The organism is Massilia aquatica (assembly GCF_011682045.1).
Classification (GTDB): Bacteria; Pseudomonadota; Gammaproteobacteria; order Burkholderiales; family Burkholderiaceae_D; genus Telluria_A; species Telluria_A aquatica.
The window spans coordinates 49,230-67,680 of record NZ_VVIW01000026.1 but is presented as its reverse complement, the minus strand read 5'-3'; the positions used below and the strand labels follow the sequence as shown (position 1 = coordinate 67,680).

The 18,451-nt window shown below is 65.3% G+C and carries 18 protein-coding genes; 10 read left to right on the top strand and 8 right to left on the bottom strand.

Annotated features, from left to right (window positions below; all coding sequences use genetic code 11):
- Positions 1-4: 4 nt before the first annotated feature.
- Positions 5-1,099, bottom strand: coding sequence for a chorismate synthase (gene aroC / locus F1609_RS28450; RefSeq protein WP_167080377.1), 1,095 nt, complete (start codon positions 1,097-1,099; stop codon positions 5-7).
- A gap of 300 nt (positions 1,100-1,399) precedes the next feature.
- On the opposite strand from aroC, the gene F1609_RS28445 reads away from it, so the two are divergent.
- The 3 genes from F1609_RS28445 (at position 1,400) to F1609_RS28435 (ending at position 7,260) form a co-directional block, all read left to right on the top strand.
- Entirely contained in the window at positions 1,400-3,661 is a 2,262-nt protein-coding gene (locus tag F1609_RS28445) for an EAL domain-containing response regulator (protein ID WP_167080413.1), read from the top strand.
- A gap of 173 nt (positions 3,662-3,834) precedes the next feature.
- Positions 3,835-6,936 carry a ligand-binding sensor domain-containing diguanylate cyclase gene (locus tag F1609_RS28440; protein WP_167080375.1) on the top strand — a complete coding sequence of 1,034 codons (3,102 nt, stop codon included), beginning with the start codon at positions 3,835-3,837 and terminating at the stop codon, positions 6,934-6,936.
- 57 nt (positions 6,937-6,993) lie between these two features.
- Positions 6,994-7,260, top strand: a complete 267-nt coding sequence (locus F1609_RS28435; protein WP_167080373.1) for a type 1 glutamine amidotransferase family protein — start codon at positions 6,994-6,996, stop codon at positions 7,258-7,260.
- Here the strand turns inward: F1609_RS28435 and F1609_RS28430 are convergent.
- Genes F1609_RS28430 through F1609_RS28415 form a run of 4 tightly spaced genes read right to left on the bottom strand, consistent with a single transcriptional unit; the run spans position 7,254 to position 10,525 of the window.
- A complete protein-coding gene (locus F1609_RS28430) occupies positions 7,254-8,081 on the bottom strand; it encodes a hypothetical protein (RefSeq protein ID WP_167080372.1) in 828 nt (275 codons plus the stop codon). The two genes, F1609_RS28435 and F1609_RS28430, sit on opposite strands and share 7 nt — an antisense overlap.
- Positions 8,082-8,118: 37 nt before the next feature.
- Positions 8,119-9,177 carry a TolB family protein gene (locus F1609_RS28425; RefSeq protein WP_167080370.1) on the bottom strand — a complete coding sequence of 353 codons (1,059 nt, stop codon included), beginning with the start codon at positions 9,175-9,177 and terminating at the stop codon, positions 8,119-8,121.
- Between the two features lie 3 nt (positions 9,178-9,180).
- Positions 9,181-10,071: a PhzF family phenazine biosynthesis protein gene (locus tag F1609_RS28420; protein WP_167080369.1), complete on the bottom strand. Its 891-nt coding sequence runs from the start codon at positions 10,069-10,071 to the stop codon at positions 9,181-9,183.
- A 1-nt stretch (position 10,072) separates the two neighbouring features.
- Positions 10,073-10,525 (bottom strand): CBS domain-containing protein, encoded by a 453-nt coding sequence (locus F1609_RS28415; protein WP_166874557.1) that lies wholly within the window; start codon positions 10,523-10,525, stop codon positions 10,073-10,075.
- A 221-nt stretch (positions 10,526-10,746) separates the two neighbouring features.
- On the opposite strand from F1609_RS28415, the gene F1609_RS28410 reads away from it, so the two are divergent.
- Genes F1609_RS28410 through F1609_RS28400 form a run of 3 tightly spaced genes read left to right on the top strand, consistent with a single transcriptional unit; the run spans position 10,747 to position 13,199 of the window.
- A complete protein-coding gene (locus tag F1609_RS28410) occupies positions 10,747-12,057 on the top strand; it encodes an O-acetylhomoserine aminocarboxypropyltransferase (protein WP_167080367.1) in 1,311 nt (436 codons plus the stop codon).
- 1 nt (position 12,058) lies between these two features.
- The gene (locus F1609_RS28405; protein WP_167080366.1) at positions 12,059-12,874 is read left to right on the top strand and encodes an alpha/beta fold hydrolase; all 816 of its coding nucleotides are present in this window, start codon (positions 12,059-12,061) and stop codon (positions 12,872-12,874) included.
- A gap of 19 nt (positions 12,875-12,893) precedes the next feature.
- Complete coding sequence (locus tag F1609_RS28400) at positions 12,894-13,199, top strand: Mpo1-like protein (protein WP_167080365.1); 306 nt, start codon at positions 12,894-12,896, stop codon at positions 13,197-13,199.
- A 19-nt stretch (positions 13,200-13,218) separates the two neighbouring features.
- Here the strand turns inward: F1609_RS28400 and F1609_RS28395 are convergent, their stop codons facing one another.
- From F1609_RS28395 to F1609_RS28385, 3 genes are all read right to left on the bottom strand, one after another.
- Positions 13,219-13,521: a type II toxin-antitoxin system RelE/ParE family toxin gene (locus F1609_RS28395; RefSeq protein WP_229422114.1), complete on the bottom strand. Its 303-nt coding sequence runs from the start codon at positions 13,519-13,521 to the stop codon at positions 13,219-13,221.
- A 37-nt stretch (positions 13,522-13,558) separates the two neighbouring features.
- Positions 13,559-13,843, bottom strand: coding sequence for a CopG family ribbon-helix-helix protein (locus F1609_RS28390; RefSeq protein WP_167080363.1), 285 nt, complete (start codon positions 13,841-13,843; stop codon positions 13,559-13,561).
- Between the two features lie 216 nt (positions 13,844-14,059).
- Entirely contained in the window at positions 14,060-15,415 is a 1,356-nt protein-coding gene (locus tag F1609_RS28385; RefSeq protein ID WP_167080361.1) for a YihY family inner membrane protein, read from the bottom strand.
- 119 nt (positions 15,416-15,534) lie between these two features.
- Between F1609_RS28385 and wrbA the strand changes: the two genes are divergently transcribed.
- Genes wrbA through F1609_RS28365 form a run of 4 tightly spaced genes read left to right on the top strand, consistent with a single transcriptional unit; the run spans position 15,535 to position 18,449 of the window.
- On the top strand, positions 15,535-16,146 hold the full coding sequence (gene wrbA / locus F1609_RS28380) for an NAD(P)H:quinone oxidoreductase (protein WP_167080360.1): 612 nt from the start codon (positions 15,535-15,537) through the stop codon (positions 16,144-16,146).
- Positions 16,147-16,551 (top strand): DUF2069 domain-containing protein, encoded by a 405-nt coding sequence (locus tag F1609_RS28375; RefSeq protein WP_167080358.1) that lies wholly within the window; start codon positions 16,147-16,149, stop codon positions 16,549-16,551.
- Positions 16,548-17,984, top strand: a complete 1,437-nt coding sequence (locus tag F1609_RS28370; RefSeq protein WP_370661683.1) for an FAD-binding oxidoreductase — start codon at positions 16,548-16,550, stop codon at positions 17,982-17,984. Before F1609_RS28375 ends, F1609_RS28370 begins: the two co-directional genes overlap by 4 nt.
- A gap of 12 nt (positions 17,985-17,996) precedes the next feature.
- Positions 17,997-18,449 (top strand): DUF4124 domain-containing protein, encoded by a 453-nt coding sequence (locus tag F1609_RS28365; protein ID WP_167080357.1) that lies wholly within the window; start codon positions 17,997-17,999, stop codon positions 18,447-18,449.
- The last annotated feature ends 2 nt before the right edge of the window (positions 18,450-18,451 follow it).

The following is an 18,451-nucleotide window of genomic DNA, read 5'->3' as shown; positions in this document are numbered from 1 at the left end:
GGTGTCAGGCAATCTTGGGCGTGTCGACCCGCACATCGCCGCACTGGGCGCGGTGCATCAGGGCGTGGTCGATCAGCACCAGCGCCAGCATGGCTTCGGCGATCGGGGTGGCGCGGATGCCCACGCACGGATCGTGGCGCCCGAAGGTTTCAACCATCACCGGCGCTCCCGCCTTGTCGATCGAGCGGCGCGGCGTGCGGATCGAGGAGGTCGGCTTGATCGCGATCGACACCGTGATGTCCTGGCCGGTCGAAATCCCGCCCAGCACCCCGCCGGCGTTGTTGCCGACAAAGCCATCGAGCGTCAGTTCGTCGCCATGCTCGGAGCCGCGCTGCGCCACCGAACGGAAACCGGCGCCGATTTCCACGCCCTTGACGGCGTTAATGCCCATCATGGCGTAGGCGATATCGGCATCGAGCTTGTCGTAGATCGGCTGGCCCAGGCCCACCGGGATATTTTTGGCCACCACATCGATGCGCGCGCCGATCGAGTCGCCGTCGCGCCGCAGTTGGTCCATGGCCGCTTCCATGCGCGCGATCAAATCCGCGTCGCCGCTGGCGGCAAAAAACGGGTTGTTCGGCACGTGCTCCCAGGCCTCGAACGGCACCGCAATGTCGCCCAGCTGGCTCATGCAGCCCATGAACACGGTGCCGTACTGCTGGTGCAGCCATTTCTTGGCCACCGCCGCCGCGCCCACCACCGGGGCGGTCAGGCGCGCCGAGGAGCGCCCGCCGCCGCGCGGATCGCGCACGCCATACTTGTGCCAGTAGGTGTAGTCGGCGTGGCCGGGACGGAAGCTCTCGACAATGTTGCCGTAATCCTTGCTGCGCTGGTCCTGGTTGCGGATGATCAGCATGATCGGTGTGCCGGTGGTCTTGCCTTCGTACACGCCCGACAGGATCTCGACCGTGTCGGCTTCCTGGCGCTGGGTGACGTGGCGCGAGGTGCCCGGTTTGCGGCGGTCGAGGTCGGGCTGGATGTCGGCTTCGGACAACACCAGGCCCGGCGGGCAGCCATCGATCACGCAGCCGATGGCCGGGCCGTGCGACTCGCCAAACGTTGTAACGGTAAACAGCTTGCCAAAAGAATTGCCGGACATGATAGGAAAGTGAGTGGCGGAAAAGCCAATTCTACCAGCCCGCGCGCATTTGCTGGCGGCGGCGGCCCGGACCGGCCGCGGCGGCGCCCGCGCGCCACTGATTATTTTGTCAACTCCCTTGACTTGTTGTGCAATTTCTTTTTCTTACTGTCAATAGATACAGTGAACCGAATTCGTGGCATGCTATGGAAAAGCAGTGGCGGTTCGCTGCAAGCTGTGCCGGCGCGCCTGCACGGTTGTGCGTTCAATGCCACCATCGGACGCAGCGCCATTACCGAGAAACGCCTGGAGAAGCGACACATGCCCCCATCGAGCACGCCCTTGGACGACCTTGAGGACGACCACGACGACCTGGTATTTTTGGAGGAACACCCCGGTGCGCCCGTCAGTGCGGTGGCGGGCGGTGTATGGCGCGTGATGATCATCGACGACGACGAAGACGTGCACTCGACCACCACCTTCGCGCTCGGCAACCTGGACATGCAACAGCGCCCGCTCGAATTCGTGCACGCCTACTCGGCCGGCCAGGCGCGCGAGATGCTCAAGCACGAACACGACATCGCCGTCATCCTGCTCGACGTGGTGATGGAACAGGACGACGCCGGCCTGCACCTGGTGCGCTACATCCGCGAAACGCTCAAGCTGGCCGATGTGCGCATCATCCTGCGCACCGGGCAGCCCGGCTACGCGCCCGAAATCGACGCCATCCGCGATTTCGACATCAACGACTACAAGACCAAGTCCGAACTGACCCGCATCAAGCTGTTTACCACGGTGACGGCGGCGATCCGCTCGTACGAGCAAATCTGCGCGATCAGCGCCAACCGGCGCGGGCTCGACCGGGTGGTGCGCGCCAGCACCGAGCTGATGGCGCTGCACGGCGTGCAGAATTTCGCCGCCGGCGTGCTGGCGCAGGTCGCCGACATCCTCGGGGTCCCACCGAACGGGGTGCTGTGCGTGCAGGAGTGTCCGGACGCTCGCTGCCGCGAGCTGCTCATCATGGCCACGGCCGGCGTCTACCGCCGCCTCGGCAGCGGCAAGCTGACCACGAGCGAAGACAGCGCCGTCGCCGCGGCCATGGAGCGCACCCTGGCCCAGCGCCGCAACATCTATGAAGCGGGCGCCGTGACCCTGTTCTTCGCCGGCAAATCGAGCCGCGATTTCGTCGCCTTCCTGGCGCCTGGGCGCATGCTGGGCGAGATCGACCAGCGCCTGCTGGAAGTATTTTGCAGCAACGTGGCGGTAGGGCTGGACAACGTGGAGCTGGTCAGCCACCTGCACAACGCCGCCTTCTACGACCAGCTCTCCAAGCTGCCCAACCGCACGCGCCTGGTCGAAATCCTCGACGCCGCCCTGGCCGGTCCCGCGCGCGACGACGCCACCCTGTCGCTGGTCGACCTCGACCACTTCGCCGAGACCAACGACGCCCTCGGCCACCAGTTCGGCGACCAGCTGCTGGTGGCCGTGGCCAGCCGCCTGCAGCAGCGCCTCGGCCAGCAACTGACGGTAGCGCGCATCGGCGGCGATATTTTCTGCGTGCTGGGCGACGCCGCCGCGGTCAACCCGGTGCGCATCCTGGCGCTGTTCGAAACCCCGTTCTCGATCGACGGCCAGGATGTGCAGCTGTCGGCCACCCTGGGCCTGGTGCGCCTGTCGGAACACGACGGCAGCGGCGCCGACGCGCTCAAGGACGCCGACATCGCGCTCAAGCGCGCCAAGACCCAGCAGCGCGCCGGCCACTTCTATTTTTCGCGCAGCATGGGCGTGGAAATCCGCGAGCGGGTGCGCATGATGCATGCGCTGCGCACCGGTTTTGCCAAGGGCGAGCTGTTCGTGGTGTACCAGCCGCAGATGGACCTGACGGCGCGCTGCCCGGTCGGCGCCGAAGCGCTGCTGCGCTGGCAGACGCCCGACGGCACCTACATTTCGCCGGACCGCTTCATCCCGATCGCCGAATATTCGGGCCTGATCATCGACATCGGCGAATGGGTGCTGCGCAGCGCCTGCCACGAACTGGTGCGCCTGCGCGACGCCGGGCACCGCCAGTTCACCATGTCGGTCAACGTCTCGCAGGTGCAGTTCCGCCACCCCTATTTTCTTGACATGCTGCGCTCGGCGCTTGAAGAAACCGGCGCCCCGCCCGAATTCATCGAACTCGAAATCACCGAATCGATGGCGATGGAAGAACCCGATTTGCTGATCAAGATGCTGGCCCAGGTCAAGCACACCGGGGTGTCGATCGCGATCGACGATTTCGGGACCGGTTTCTCGTCGCTATCGTATTTGCAGCGGCTGCAGGTCGACCGGCTCAAGATCGACCGCGCGTTCGTGACCGAAATCACGCATTCGGCGCGCGGCAGCAGCATTGCCGAAATGGTCATCCAGCTCGGGCGCAACCTGGGCCTGTCGGTGATCGCCGAAGGGGTCGAAGACGAACGCCAGGCCGCCATCCTGCAGTCGCTCGGCTGCCCGCTGGCGCAAGGCTTCCTGTTCGCGCGCCCCATGGCCACGGCGGCGCTGTACGAATGGCTCAACGACGAAAGCGGGACCGGCGCGATCTGATTCCCATGGCCGGCCTGCGCGACGGTCCCCGCTAAAATATCCTATCAGCAAGCAATCGTTGCACATCGGCAACAGCAGTCCATCCCGCCGCTGTATTCGCACCGTGCGCGCCCGCCTTCACGTACTATCGTCTTCATGCTTTGCAATGGACGGGCGCCAACTTGAATGAATGCATGAGTACCATTATTTCGCGGCTGTGCGCGTTGCTGCTGGCGGGCCTGGCAGTGTGCCAGCCTGCGGCCGCGCTCGACCCCGACAAGGCCTTCCATCATTTCGTGCGCACCAGCTGGTCGATCCAGAGCGGCCTGCCGCAGATCAGCGTGCAGGCGATCACCCAGGACCAGCAAGGCTACCTGTGGATCGCCACCCAGGCCGGGCTGGCGCGCTTCGACGGCGTGCGCTTCACCAATTATTCGCCTGAAAACCAGCCGGCCTTGGCCGGTGTGTGGATCCGCAGCCTGCTGGCCGACAGCGCCGGGCGCGTCTGGGTCGGCACCTACAAGGGCTTGACGGTGGTCGAGAACGGCGTGTTCCGCGCCATTGCGCCGGCTGATCAGCTGCAGTTTCCCGTGCTCGACATCCACGCCATGGTCGAGGACCAGGGCCGGCTGGTGGTGGCCACCAGCAGCGGCGTATTCGACTACGACGGCAGTCAACTGGTGCACCGTCCCGGCAGCCCGGCCCCCGCCACCGCCCTGCTGAAAAGCGCCGACGGCGTGTATATCGGCGGCGCCGGCGGCATTTTCCACAGCCGCGGCAAGGACACCGAACTGATCGCCCTGCCGGCCGGCCTGCGCCGCAGCGTGGTCAGCCGGCTGGCCGAAGCGCAAGGAAAAATCTGGGTCGGCACCAGCGTCGGCCTGTATGTACGCGACGGCGCGCAGCTGATCGCCGCCACCGCCGAACCGGTGCTGCAAAGTTCGCCCACAACCATGCTTTACCAGGACAGCGACCGCAACCTGTGGGTGGCCAGCAACGCCGGCATGGCGCGCATCCGCGACGGCAAGGCGACCGAGGTCATCTCCGAAAAGAACCCGGCCGCGTTCAAGGGCGTGCTGGCGGCCTTCGAAGACCGCGAGCGCAACCTGTGGCTGGGCAGCCAGTGGCAAGGCCTGGTGCGCCTGTGGAACGGCTCGACCCGGCGCCTGGCCGCAGCCGAAGGCTTGACCGAACCGATCGTCTGGTCGGTGGCGCGCGCGCCGGACGGCCGCACCTGGGTCGGCACCAGCGATGGCCTGAGCGTGTACAGCGACGGGCGCTTTCGCCAGGTCCTGGGCGGCAGCCAGTTGCCCCATCCGCACGCCTACAACCTGCTGGCCGACGCCGACCGCATCTGGATCGGCACCCGGCGCGGGCTGGTGATCTGGCGCGATGGCAAACTCGAAGCACCGGCCCTGTTCGCGCCAATGGCCTCGGCGCAGATCAACGGCGTAGTGCGCGACCGCAACGGCGTGATCTGGTTCCCGACCAGCGAAGGCGTATTCCGCCTGGCCGCCGGCACGCTCACCAAATTCGGCAAGAACGAGGGGCTGCACGACGTGCGCGCGCGCCAGGTGCGCGAACTGAAAGACGGCCGCCTCCTGGTGACCACCCAGGACGGGCTGTACGAACTGCGCGGCGAGCGCCTGGAGCAGATCGGGCTCGACAGCGGCCTGCAGCCGGGCATGGACATCACCGCCATCACCGAGCTGCGCGACGGCTCGCTGGTGCTTGGCTCGCTGACCGAGGAGCTGTACCTGTTCAACGGACGGCGCTGGCACAAGTTCGCCGCCGCCGAAGGCTTGCCGCCGAACGCGCCCTTCTTCCTGACCGAAGACGCGGCCGGCTACCTGTGGTCGGCCGGGCTGCGCGGCATCCTGCGCGTGCCGGTGGCCGACATGCGCCAGGTGCAGAACGGCCAGTCGCGCAGCGTCAACGCCGAGATGATCCTCAACGAACGCGGCGACCGGCGCAGCGGCGAGCAGGGTTACTGCTGCAACGGCGCCGGCACCGCCAAGGGCTTCATGGACCCGGCCGGCACCCTGTGGCTGCCCAGCCGCGACGGCGTGGTCACGCTCGACACCATGGGCCTGGCCAAGAACATGACGGCGCCGACGGCCGTGATCGAGCGGGTGCGCGTGCTCGACACCTGGCAAGACATCCGCCAGGGCCAGGCCGGCAGCCTGCGCGTGCGCGAGGATGCGCGCGACATGGCCTTCGAATTTACCGCCCTCTCCTTCCAGGACCCGGCCAGCGTGGTGCTGCGCTACCGCCTGCACGGCTACGACAAGGACTGGCGCGAACTGGCCGCCGGCGCGCCGCGCTCGGTCAACTACACCAACCTGCCGGCCGGCGCCTACACTTTCGAGGTCAAGGCCAGCAACAATGCCGACGTGTGGAACAGACTGCCGGCGCGCCTCGACTTCACGATCGCCCCGCATTTTTATGAAACCAGCTGGTTTTACGGCCTGCTGCTGGCGCTCCTGGGCGGCACCGTGTATGGCGGCTACCGGCTGCAGCGGCGCGCGCACGAAAAGCAGCGCGCCGCGCTGGAACTGCAGGTGGCCGAGCGCACCGAACAGCTGCACGTGGCCAACCGCGCGCTGGAACTGGCCAGCCAGACCGACCCCTTGACCGGGCTGCACAACCGGCGCTACCTGAGCAACCAGATTCCGGCCGACCTGGCGTTTTACGAGCGCGAGAACAAGCGCACCGGCTCGGGCGAGAATACGCTGCTGTTCGCGCTGGTCGACATCGACCACTTCAAGCGCATCAACGACACCTATGGCCACCGCGCCGGCGACCGGGTGCTGCAACAGGTCTCCGACGTGTTGCGCGCACAGGTGCGGGTGGGCGACTACATCGTGCGCTGGGGCGGCGAAGAATTCCTGCTGGTGTGCCGGCCCAGCACGCGCCAGTTCGTGCCGGTGCTGGGAGAGCGCATCCGGCGCGCGGTGGCCAACCATGTGTTCGACCTGGGCGACGGCATCACGGTTGCGCTGACCTGCTCGGTGGGGCTGGCCGAAAGCGGCTTGTACCTCGACGACAGCAAGCGCGTGGGCTGGGAACACCTGGTCGAACTGGCCGACGCCGCCCTGTACTGGATCAAGGCGAATGGCCGCAACGGCTGGAGCGCGCTGCGGCCCAAGCCGGGGGCGGACAACGCCGAGCTGATTGAAAAGCTGCATCTGGGCGCGCAGGCGATGATCGATACCGGGCGCGCTACCCTGATCAGTTCAGGCGACCAGCTCACGGCCGCGCACGCGGCGCTGGCGGAGTCGAACGACCCCGCGTGAGCCTCGCTGGCGCCTGCGGCCAGCGATCAGAACTTGAGGATCTCGCCATCGGCGGGAATGCGCACGCGCTCGCCGATGCCGTGCTGCTTAGTCGGACTGTGCTATGGCGCGTACGCCCTCGCCGATGCCGGCCTGCTCGACGGCAAAAGCGCCTCGCCGCACTGGACGGCCGATAGCGATTTCAGCGCACGTTTTCCGCGCGTGAATCGCGATATGAATGCCCTGGACGTCGAGCAGGATAAACGGATCACGTCGGCAGGCGCAGTTCACTCTGGCGAGAACACGGCCACGGCGCTGGAGCGAACGCGGTCAAACGATCAGTAGCCGCCGGCGCTGTCGCTGGCAACCGCCAGCCACGCCGAGGCGAGCAGGTCGAACTGCGGATCGGCCGCCGCCGCCGCCAGTTCGGCGACGGCGGTACGCGCATCGCCAATGGTCCAGCCGCGCGCGTTGATGGTCAGCCAGGCCAGTCCGAATGCGCCCTGCGCGATGTAGCCGCGGCACAGCGCCAGCTTCGACTGCACCCGCGTGGCCAGCCAGGGCGGACAGGCCGGGTCCGCAAGCCATCCTGTCAGCGCATCGATATCGAGTTCGAACTGGCAGGTGCGCGCAAGCGCGTGCGCAGGCGGCGGCTGTGTGGACAGCGGAAAGCTGCCGCCATACGCGGACGGGTCGGGACAGCACGCCAGCGGCACAGCGGCCGCGAACTGGTCGAGCCGGACCAGGCCTGCCGCGTCGTCACCCGTGTCGAGCGACACACTGTCGATCTGGGCGAGGTTGTCGATGCCGACCTTTCTTGCGAATGCCTCGACCTGCGGCGTGACCGCGTCGCCATCGACGATGCTGCTGATTGCCGCGAGCGCAAACAGCTGGGCGGGCGTGCGGGCCACCTCCAGCATGGTCCAGGGGCACTCCACGTACGCCTTCACAAACGTCGCTTCGCGCTCGATAAACCAGTGCTTCCAGCAGCCGTAATAGAGCGGGCCCGACGGCTCGCTCCAGAGCGGGACGAGCGCGGGCGGGAAGCCATACCAGTAAGCCGGCGCCTCCGCGCCAACGACAGGCAGTGCGATCGCACCAAGGGCGCAGGCGCGCAGTGCGCTGGGCAAGGCGAGCAGTTCGTAGACGCGGGCGTATGCGTTCATCCCTGCCGCTCCTGCGCCGGAGCAGGCTGACCTTGATTTACCATGTGAACGACAACGGCCCGTTATCGTCGCCTGACAGGTCGGCCGTGTTCCCCGTTTCCGCATCGAAGATCAGGAACTTCATCATGCCATTGCGGTACACGAGGTGGCGCTCGTCAAGCCAGCCGCTGATGTGGAGCGTGTACCCTTCGCACTGATGATAGGACCCGACCGCGACGGGCTTGCTCACGCCTGCCTTGTTTGCGACGATCAGTTGATAAGGCCGGCTGTCCTGCCGCCGCTCGAAATAGGCGCGCCACGTCCCGCCCGGGGAGCGGGCCGATGACGGCGCCTCGTCCGATTTCGGCCGGCGTTCTTCGGCTGCGGGAATGCGCTGCGCGCCGCGCTTGAAGTGGTGGCGATGCGTCTGCGAATCGTAATGACCCGACAGTGTTTCGACTCTCCCGCTCGCGGGAGCATAACCAACATAGCTGAATTGACTTTCAGGCAACTTCCCGCGCACGAGGATTAACAGCAGCTTGCCATCTTGCGACCACTCGGTCGCTGTCCATGCATCGCGCACGGGAATTTTTGCGGGCAATGTCACGGTTAGCAAGCGGGCCGTTGCGGTATCAAACAGGAACAGGCCAGCACCGCTGGTACTTTCCCAGCGCCTGTCGTAGTTGGCACTGATGGCAAGATAACGGCTGTCCGGCGAAAATCCGGGAGTATCCCCTCCCCATGCGGGATGCTCATAGACCAGTCGTTCCGAACCGCTGCGGCGGTCGTATAGCCAATACTGGGTTTTGCCGCCGCTTTCGAGCACGCCGCTGTAACTGAGCCATCGGCCGTCGGCCGAGGCGCGCAGGGTTGGCATGGAGTCAAAGCGGTGGTCGGACAGGGTCGTGGTCTTGCCGGAAGCGAGGTCGAGCTTGACCAGTCGGCCGGCATGGTCGATCACGTACAGCGGCGTTTTGCTGCGCATCGACGCCAGTGCCACCTTGCGAACGACACCCGATGCATGCTGGCCACAAGCGGCATCGGCGCTGCTGGCTGATGCCAGCGCGTGGCCGGCCAGGCTTGCCGCCACAATCACGATGGCGTGGCGATACCCCATCGCTTAAACCCGCACTACGCCATCGATCACCGTGACCGAGTGGCCGCCGATCCACGGCTCGCCATCGACCCAGCTGACCGCGATGCGGCCGTCGCAGTCCAGGCAGGTGCCCTGGCGCGCGCTGTAGCCGCGGCTACTCTCGCCGCCATCGGGAAAGCCCTGCGCCTGCAGCACGCGGGCGATGCAGGCATTGGCGCTGCCGGTGACCGGATCTTCGACCAGCGAACCGTGTTTGGTAAACAGCGCCCTGACCTCGTAATCGGCCGGCCCGTCGGCGTCATGCGGGCCGTAGAGCGCCACGCCGGTCACGCCGAGGCGGGTCAGTTCCCGCAGCGCGGCGCCGTCGACGCGCGCATCGACGCAGGCTTGCGCAGTCTGGAGCCGCACCACCAGCCAGGCGATGCCCATGTTGGCGATCAGCGGCGTGCAGTGCGCATCAAGCACGGTGCCTGGCAACACCCGCGCCAGCAAGCGCTGGTGCTGGTGCGCGAGCGGCGCCAGGCTGGCCGGCGGTGCGCGAAAGGCCAGCATGCCATCGCTGCCAAGCTCGATCGGCACCAGCCCCACGCCGCACTCCTGCACCAGCGCGCCGGGGCGGCGCGGCACCAGGCCCGCCTCCAGCAAGGCATGCGCCGTGCCCAGGGTGGGATGTCCGGCGAAGGGAAACTCGGTATCGGGCGAGAAAATGCGAACCCGGTAATCGGCCTGCGCATCGTGCGGCGTGAGCACAAAGGTGGTTTCGGACAGGTTGGTCCAGCGCGCCATCGATTGCATCTGCGCGTCGGACAGGCCGTCGGCGTCTAACACCACGGCCAGCGGATTGCCCTTGAAGGCGACGCTGGTGAATACATCCACCTGCCTGAAGCGGCGCGCCGCGCCCGGAGCGAGGGTCACATCAGTCTTCCTGCGCGGTTTCGGCCGGCCAGTCGCGGATGTAGGCCTTGAGCATGCGGTTTTCGAAGCTTTGCGCTTCCAGCACCGCGCGCGCGACGTCGTAGAACGAAATGACGCCGAGCAGGGTCTTGGCGTTCATCACCGGCAGGTAGCGCGCGTGCTTTTCGAGCATCATGCGGCGCACCTCGTTCACTTCGGTGTCCGGCGTGACGGTGATCGGATGGTCGTCCATGTGCTTGCGCACCGTGCCCGCGCCGACCGCGCCGTTATTTTTGTGCAGCACCTTGATCACTTCGCGGAACGTCAGCATGCCGACCAGGTCGCCGAATTCCATGACCACCAGCGAACCGATGTCCTTTTCGGCCATGGTGTTGACGGCATCGACGAGCAGCATCTCGGGCGTTGCGGTATAGAGGATGTTGCCCTTCACTTGAAGGATTTCTGAGACTTTCATGGTGGCCGCCTTCTGTGGTGAGGTTATAAGTGGATGTTTTCTATAAACCCTAGCTCCGACTGTAGCGTAAGCTTGGCAAAAAATCCAGCATTGCGATCGATCATGACACTGGTGACAGCGCCCGATTGGCATTTGCACCATTTTAACGAGCAAACCACGCTTTTGTGCAACGCTTGCGTGCTACGATTCGGCCCATCCTTTTTCCATGAGATGAGCCCACCATGAGCGGACCTCGATATCCCGGCTTCGACACCCTGTCGCTGCACGCCGGCGCTGCCCCCGACCCGGCCACCGGCGCGCGCGCCACGCCCGTCTATTTCACTTCCTCGTTCGCGTTCAAGGACTCGGACCATGCGGCCTCGCTGTTCAACATGGAGCGCGCCGGCCATGTGTACTCGCGCATCTCCAACCCGACCAACGCGGTGCTGGAAGAACGCATCGCCGCCCTCGAAGGCGGCGTGGCCGGCATTGCCACCGCCAGCGGCCAGGCCGCGATGCACCTCGGCCTGGTGACGATCGCCGGCGCCGGGTCGCACATCGTCGCCTCGCGCGCGCTGTACGGCGGCTCGCAAAACCTGCTCGCTTACACGCTCAAGCGCTTCGGCATCGAGACCACCTTTGTCGATCCGCGCGACCCCGACGCCTGGCGCGCCGCGATCCGCCCCAACACCAAGGTGCTGTTCGCCGAAACGCTGGGCAATCCGGGGCTCGACGTGCTCGATATCGCCACCGTCTCGGCCATCGCCCACGACCACCATCTGCCGCTGATGATGGATTCGACCTTCACCACGCCATATTTGCTGCGCCCGTTCGACCATGGCGCCGACCTGGTATTCCACTCGGCCACCAAGTTCCTGTGCGGGCACGGCACCGCCATCGGCGGCCTGCTGGTCGACGGCGGCACCTTCGACTGGCAAGCCGCCTACGACAAGACCGGGCGCTTTGCCGAATTATGCGAGCCGTACGAAGGCTTCCACGGCATGGTGTTCGCCGAGGAATCGACCGTGGCGCCGTTTTCGCTGCGCGCACGGCGCGAAGGCCTGCGCGATTTCGGCGCGGTGATGAGCCCTCACAATGCGTTCGCGATCCTGCAGGGGATCGAAACGCTCAGCCTGCGCATGGACCGCCACGTGGCCAACACGCGCAAGGTGGTCGAGTTCCTGCTGGCCAATCCCGCGGTGGAGTCGGTGTCGTATCCGGAACTCGCATCGCATCCCGACTATGCGCTGGCCAAGCGCCTGCTGCCGAAGGGCTGCGGCGCGGTGTTCTCGTTCAGCCTCAAAGGCGACCGCGCCGCCGGACGCCGTTTTGTCGATGCGCTCAAGATCTTCTCGCACCTGGCCAACGTGGGCGACGCCAAGTCGCTGGTAATCCATCCGGCGTCGACCACCCACTTCCGCGTGCCGACCGCACAACTGGCGGCATCCGGCATCAAGGAAGGCACGATGCGCCTGTCGATCGGCCTGGAAGACGTGGACGACCTGATCGAGGATCTGGCGCGCGGCCTCAAATTGTCGCAGAAGGGAGCCTGACATGATGTACCACCTGCCCGGCTTCGACGCCTACTGCTACACCGGCGGCAAAGCCTTTAACGGGGACCTGCCGACCATCGTCTTCATCCACGGCGCCCAGAACGACCATTCGGTGTGGGCTTTGCAGTCGCGCTATTTTGCGCACCACGGTTTCAACGTGCTGGCGGTCGACCTGCCCGGCCACGGCCGCAGCAAGGGCGCGGCGCTGCACAGCGTCGAAGAGATGGCTGCCTGGCTGCTGGCGCTGATCGGCGCCGCCGGCGTCGAACGCGCCATCCTGGCGGGCCACAGCATGGGCTCCCTGGTCGCGCTCGAAGCGGCGTTCCAGGCGCCGCGCCGGGTCACGCACCTGGCGCTGCTGGGCACCACGTATCCGATGAAGGTGTCCGACGCGCTGCTCGACACGGCCAAAAACAACGAGCAGGCCGCGATCGACATGGTCAACATCTTCTCGCATTCGTCGATGGCGCAAAAACCATCGTGCCCCGGGCCGGGGTTTTATACGATGGGCGGCGCGCGGCGCCTGATGCAGCGCATGTCGGCCATCAATCCGGAGCAGCTGTTCTACACCGATTTTTACGCTTGCAATGCCTACGCCAACGGCCAGGTCGCGGCCGAAGCGGTAAGCTGCCCGACCCTGTTCATTTTCGGCGGCAAGGACATGATGACGCCGCCGCGCTCGACCAAAGTACTGACGTCCGCAATCAAGCACGGCAAGATCGTGCAGGTCGATGCCGGCCACCAGCTGATGGCCGAGCAGCCGGACGCCGTGCTCGATGCGCTGTTCGGCTTCGCCACCGCGCCCGCACCCGTGTAGAGTACGCCAGGAGAGCCGCATGCCGCCCCGTCACGCCAGCTTTGCCGAGTTTTATCCTTACTACCTGAGCCAGCATGCGAACCTGCTGTGCCGGCGCGCGCATTTCATCGGCAGCTCATCGGCGCTTGGGGCGCTCGCGCAGTATGTGGTGAGCATAAATGGCTGGTGGATCCTGGCGGCGCTGGTGTCCGGCTACGGCGGCGCCTGGATCGGGCATTTTTTCTATGAAAAGAACCGGCCCGCGTCGTTTGCGCGGCCGCTGCATTCGTTCATGGGCGATTGGGTGATGTACTGGCAGATGCTGACGGGGAAGCTGAGCTGGTAGGCCTTCACCTTTCTCACCTCTACGGCGACGCTTCTTTTTGATGCCTCACCGACAAAATTGTGACCACGCCGTCAGTGAAACGGTAACGGGCGATGTAGCCTGCATTTCCATAAGAAATCACGAACTCGTAGTTGCCAAAAGGCAAATTAGGTATTGGACGCCCAAGTCGTGGACGCTGGCTCAAGACGCGCAACGACTTCACGATCGCCTGCGTAGCGCGCTTGGCTGCCGCAGGACTTTTCGGCTGCAAAAACTCCCGCAACCTTTTCAGGTCGAGAAGTGCCCGCGTGGAAAAGCGCAATTGCGGCACAGGAGCGCGCAAACCCGTTTTGTGTGCCCGAGGACATCAGCAATCGTCGTCACTTGTGGCACTCGGGTGCGGGTAGCTCGTTCTCATCGCCCCACGTCTCAAGCCATGCTATGACTTCCTCACCAGTAACGTGTAACCCGGTTGCCTGATACTCATTCCATGAGTCAAGCGTTTCTTGCCGAAATACTTCGGTCTTTTCCTCGCGTTCAAGATACTGCGCAATCGCCTCATTCATCATCAAATGCGGCGATAGTTGGCGCGCTTCAGCCAGGCGATTGAGCCGACGCTGTGTTTCCCGATCAAGTTCAAGCGCCAGCGAAGTGAGGTCGGACATGGCGAACTCCAGAAATAAAGTGTTTCAGTATGGGATCAATTATCTCACGACGTCTCCATTAGATCCGGCGTGCATGGTCAGCAAAAGCTAACCATTTAGAGCCCCAGCTACTCAACAAGTTCCCTGAACGGCGCGAATTTTGGCTGCTTGCCTACGCCCCCTCTCATCACATAGCCAGCTCCATTCGCTCTCGGCACAAACCAAGCCCGGGCCTGCTCACGCCCGCGCCGCAGGCAAACGCGGCGCGGCAAAATGCTGCGCCAGGCTCTGCCCCAGGCCTTCCTCGACCGCCACCTCGACCTGGCGCGCCAGCGCGCTGCCGTCGAGCGTCAGCGGCGAGTTCTTGTCGAGCTCAGATTCTTTATCGAGGTCGATGGCCACCGCCGCGTCGATCGCGGTGCGTCCGAACACGAACAGGCGGTACACGTCGGCCAGCTTGAGCTTGTCCACATTGACCAGCAATACCCAGTTTTCGGCGCTTTCGATGGCGCGCTTGCCCCAGCGCGAACGCGTGGTCACATTCGCCTGCACCCGGCCGACCCAGCCCACGGCCAGCATCTGCTCGAGCAAGGTGGTCATTTCATCGTAGCCGATGCGGGTGTGGGCGCGGATCGCCGCGCTCGACACCAGCGCCGTGTCGCTCGTCCGGGCGCGTCCATACAAGACTTTGAGGATCGCCATGGCGTCCACGAACTCCCCGCCCGGCGCCGGCTCGTACCACCAGCGCTCATACTTGACGACCGGCAGCGCCGCGGTGATGATCGCGCCGACCAGGGTGATCATCCACGACAGGTAAATCCACAGCAAAAACAGCGGCAGCGCCGCCAGCGCGCCATAAATGATCGCGTAGGTCGGAAACTGGCTGACGAACATGGCGAACAAGCGCTTGGCGACCTCGAAGGCGACCGCCGCCACCAGGCCGCCCCAGACCGCGTCGCGCCAGTCGACGAAGCGGTTCGGCACCGTCATATATAACAGCGTATAAGCGCCGGTGGTCAGCCCGACCGAGGCGGCCGTGTAGAACAGTGCGCTGAAGAAGGGCGAAGCGCTGGTCAGCGCGCTGGTGGCCATGAACAGTTGCGAGGTGGCGGTTAGCGACAGGCCGAACAGCAGCGGGCCGAGCGTGACCAGCGCCCAGTAAATGGTCACGCGCTGGGCGATCGGGCGCACTTCGCGCACCCGCCAGATCTGGTTGAAGGCGCGCTCGATCATGTTCATCATGGCCGCCGAGGTCATCACCAGCGCCACCGCGCCCACCGCCGACAGGCTCTTGGCCTTGCTGGCGAACTGGGTCAGGTTGCCGGTAATGGTATTGGCGATGGCCTTGGGCATCAGGGTCTGGACGAAGTACGCTTCCAGCGCCACCCTGAAACTGCTAAAGACGGGAAAGGTCGTGAAAATCGCCAGCACGATGGTCAAGAGCGGCACCAGCGCCAGGGTGCTGGTGAACGTGAGGCTGCCTGCCACCTGCGGCAATTTTTCTTCGTTCAGGCGGCGCCGGGCAAAACGCAGCAGGTCGCGCGCTTCGCCCCAGGTCAGGCCGCGCACCATGTCGACGCTGGTATTGATCATGTCACTGGTGGACCGGGAAATCGAATGGACTGTTTTTGAAAGCATGTATCTTGAGAAACGCGTGAAAAACGCGCCGGCGTCGCCGATGTAAGCTTGTAAAGCACCCTATAATACCAACGATGAACCAAACCAATCCGATTATTCTCGTTTTGTACTACTCGCGCCATGGCGCCACGCGCAAGCTGGCTGAACTCATCGCCCAGGGCATCGAGAGCGTCCCCGGGGTCGATGCGCGCCTGCGCACCGTGCCCGCCGTCTCCACCGTGGCCGAAGCGACCGAGCCGGCCATTCCCGCCGCCGGCGCGCCGTACGTGGAAGCGCAGGACCTGGCCGAGTGCGCCGGCCTGGCGCTGGGCTCGCCCACGCGCTTCGGCAACATGGCGTCTTCCCTCAAGTATTTTCTGGACGGCACGGCGGCCGAATGGCTGGCCGGCACCCTGTCGGGCAAACCGGCGGTGGTCTTCACCTCCACCGGCAGCCTGCACGGCGGCCAGGAATCGACCCTGCTGTCGATGATGATCCCGCTGCTGCACCACGGCATGATGATCATGGGCCTGCCGTACAGCAATCCGGAACTGATGACCACCACCAGCGGTGGCACGCCTTATGGCCCGACCCACTGGGCTGGCGTGGATGGCAACAAGCCGGTCAGCGACGATGAAAAGCGCCTGGCCATCGCCATGGGCCGCCGCCTGGCCGAAACCGCCGCGCGCCTGCAGGGAGCCATGTAAATGCAGCCACCCAAGTATTTTCATATCGGCGCCATTGCCAGCCTGGTGATCCTGATCGCCTGGCTGCTGGCCTGGGAAACCCTGGTCGCGCCCTTGCGCCCCGGCAGCTGGATCCTCGCGCTCAAGGTCTTGCCCCTGCTCATTCCCCTGGGCGGGGTGATCAAACGCGATATTTATACCCTGCAATGGTCGTCGATGGTGATTTTGCTGTACTTCACCGAAGGCGTGGTGCGCGCCTGGAGCGACAAGCTGGAAGTGTCGCGCTTTATGGCGATGGGCGAAATCGTGCTCGTGCTGGTCTATTTCGCCTGCGCGCTGCTGTACCTGCGTCCGTATAAAAAAGCCGCGAAGAAAATGGCCAAGGAATTGCTGGAGAAAGTGAACTCCACCAAGTCGACCAAGTGAGCAATTCGAACGCATTACCCCAGGCCAACGCCGCCTTTCTCGAGCGCTGCCGCGCCATCGCCGGCGCGGCCCACGTGCTCACCGGCGAGGCCGACATGGCGCCCTTCCTCACCGACTGGCGCGGCCGCTTCACCGGGCGCGCGCTGGCGGTGCTGCGCCCGGCCGACACCGAACAGGTGGCGCAACTGGTGCAAGCCTGCGCCGCGCACCGCGTGCCGCTGGTGCCGCAAGGCGGCAAGACCGGCCTGGTGCTGGGCAGCGTGCCGGACGCGAGCGGCAGCGCCGTGGTGCTGTCGCTGGCGCGCCTGAACCGGGTGCGCGAGCTCGATGCGGTCAACCGCACCATCACGGTCGACGCCGGCTGCATCCTGCAAACCATCCAGGAAGCGGCCGCGCTGGAAGACTGCCTGTTTCCCCTGTCGCTGGCGGCCGAAGGCAGTTGCAGTATCGGCGGCAACCTGTCGACCAACGCCGGCGGCACCGCAGTGCTGCGTTACGGCAACACGCGCGAGCTGTGCCTGGGACTGGAAGTGGTAACCGCCCAGGGCGAGATCTGGAACGGCCTGCGCGGCTTGCGCAAGGACAATACCGGCTACGACCTGCGCGACCTGTTCATCGGCGCCGAAGGCACGCTCGGCGTGATCACCGGCGCGGTGCTGCGCCTGTTCCCGCAGCCGAAGGCGTCGATCACGGCGCTGGTGGCGATCGCCGCGCCGCGCCAGGCGCTCGAGCTCCTGAGCCTGGCCCAGGACCGCTGCGGCGCCAGCCTGACCGGCTTCGAGCTGATGTCCGACTTTTGCCTGCGCCTGGTCGGCACCCATTTTCCCAGCCTGGCGCAGCCGTTCGTCACGCGCCATCCGCAGTACGTGCTGCTGGAACTGTCGAGCAGCGAATCGGAACAGCACGCGGTCGGCCTGCTGGAGCAGACCATCGCCGACGCTATTGCGCAAGATATTGCCGACGACGCCGTGGTGGCCACCTCGGTCGCCCAGTCGCTGGCCCTGTGGCAGTTGCGCGAACACATTCCGCTGGCGCAGGCGGCGGCCGGCAAGAACATCAAGCACGACATTTCCCTGCCGGTCTCGCGCATCGCCGAGTTTATCGACAGCACCGACGCCAGGGTGCTGGCGGCCTACCCCGGCTGCCAGCTGGTCTGCTTCGGCCATGTGGGCGACGGCAATTTGCACTACAACGTGGCGCCGCCGCCGGGCACCGCGCACGAGGATTTTCTGGCCAACCAGGACGCCATCAACCGCATCGTACACGACAGCGTGGCCGCGCACGCCGGCTCGATTTCGGCCGAGCACGGCATCGGCGCCCTCAAACGAGACGAGCTCAAGCGATATAAACCGGAGGTCGAACTGAACATGATGCGTGCCATCAAAGCGGCGCTGGACCCGCTCGGCATTATGAATCCTGGAAAAATCCTTTAACCGGAGACCATCATGTTACGACACCTGACCATCCTCGCGCTGAGCGTCTTCTGCGTCGCCGCACACGCCGACAGCATCTATAAATGCACGGCCGGCGGCAAGATTACCTACAGCAGCGAGCCGTGCACCGCAGGCCGCGCCACCGAGCTCGAATCCATGCCTCAAGCGCAGGGCGCCGATGCGGACGCCGCCGCCACCCTCAAGCGGCAGAAGGCCGTGCTGGCGGCATTGCAGAAGGAGCGCGCCGGCAGCGAGGCCAAACAGGCGCAGGCCGCGCACAACGCCGCCCGCATCAACCGCAGCGCCGCCACGCGTCAGGCCAATTGCGTCAAGGTGCAGCAACAGCAGAAAAAAGAGCAAAAACGCCTGGCCGCCGAAGCCGCCAGGGTCGGCGGACAAGGCAAGATCGAGCGCGACCTCGACGCCGAGGCCATGGCCCGGGCGGTCGACGCCGCGTGCAGTTGATG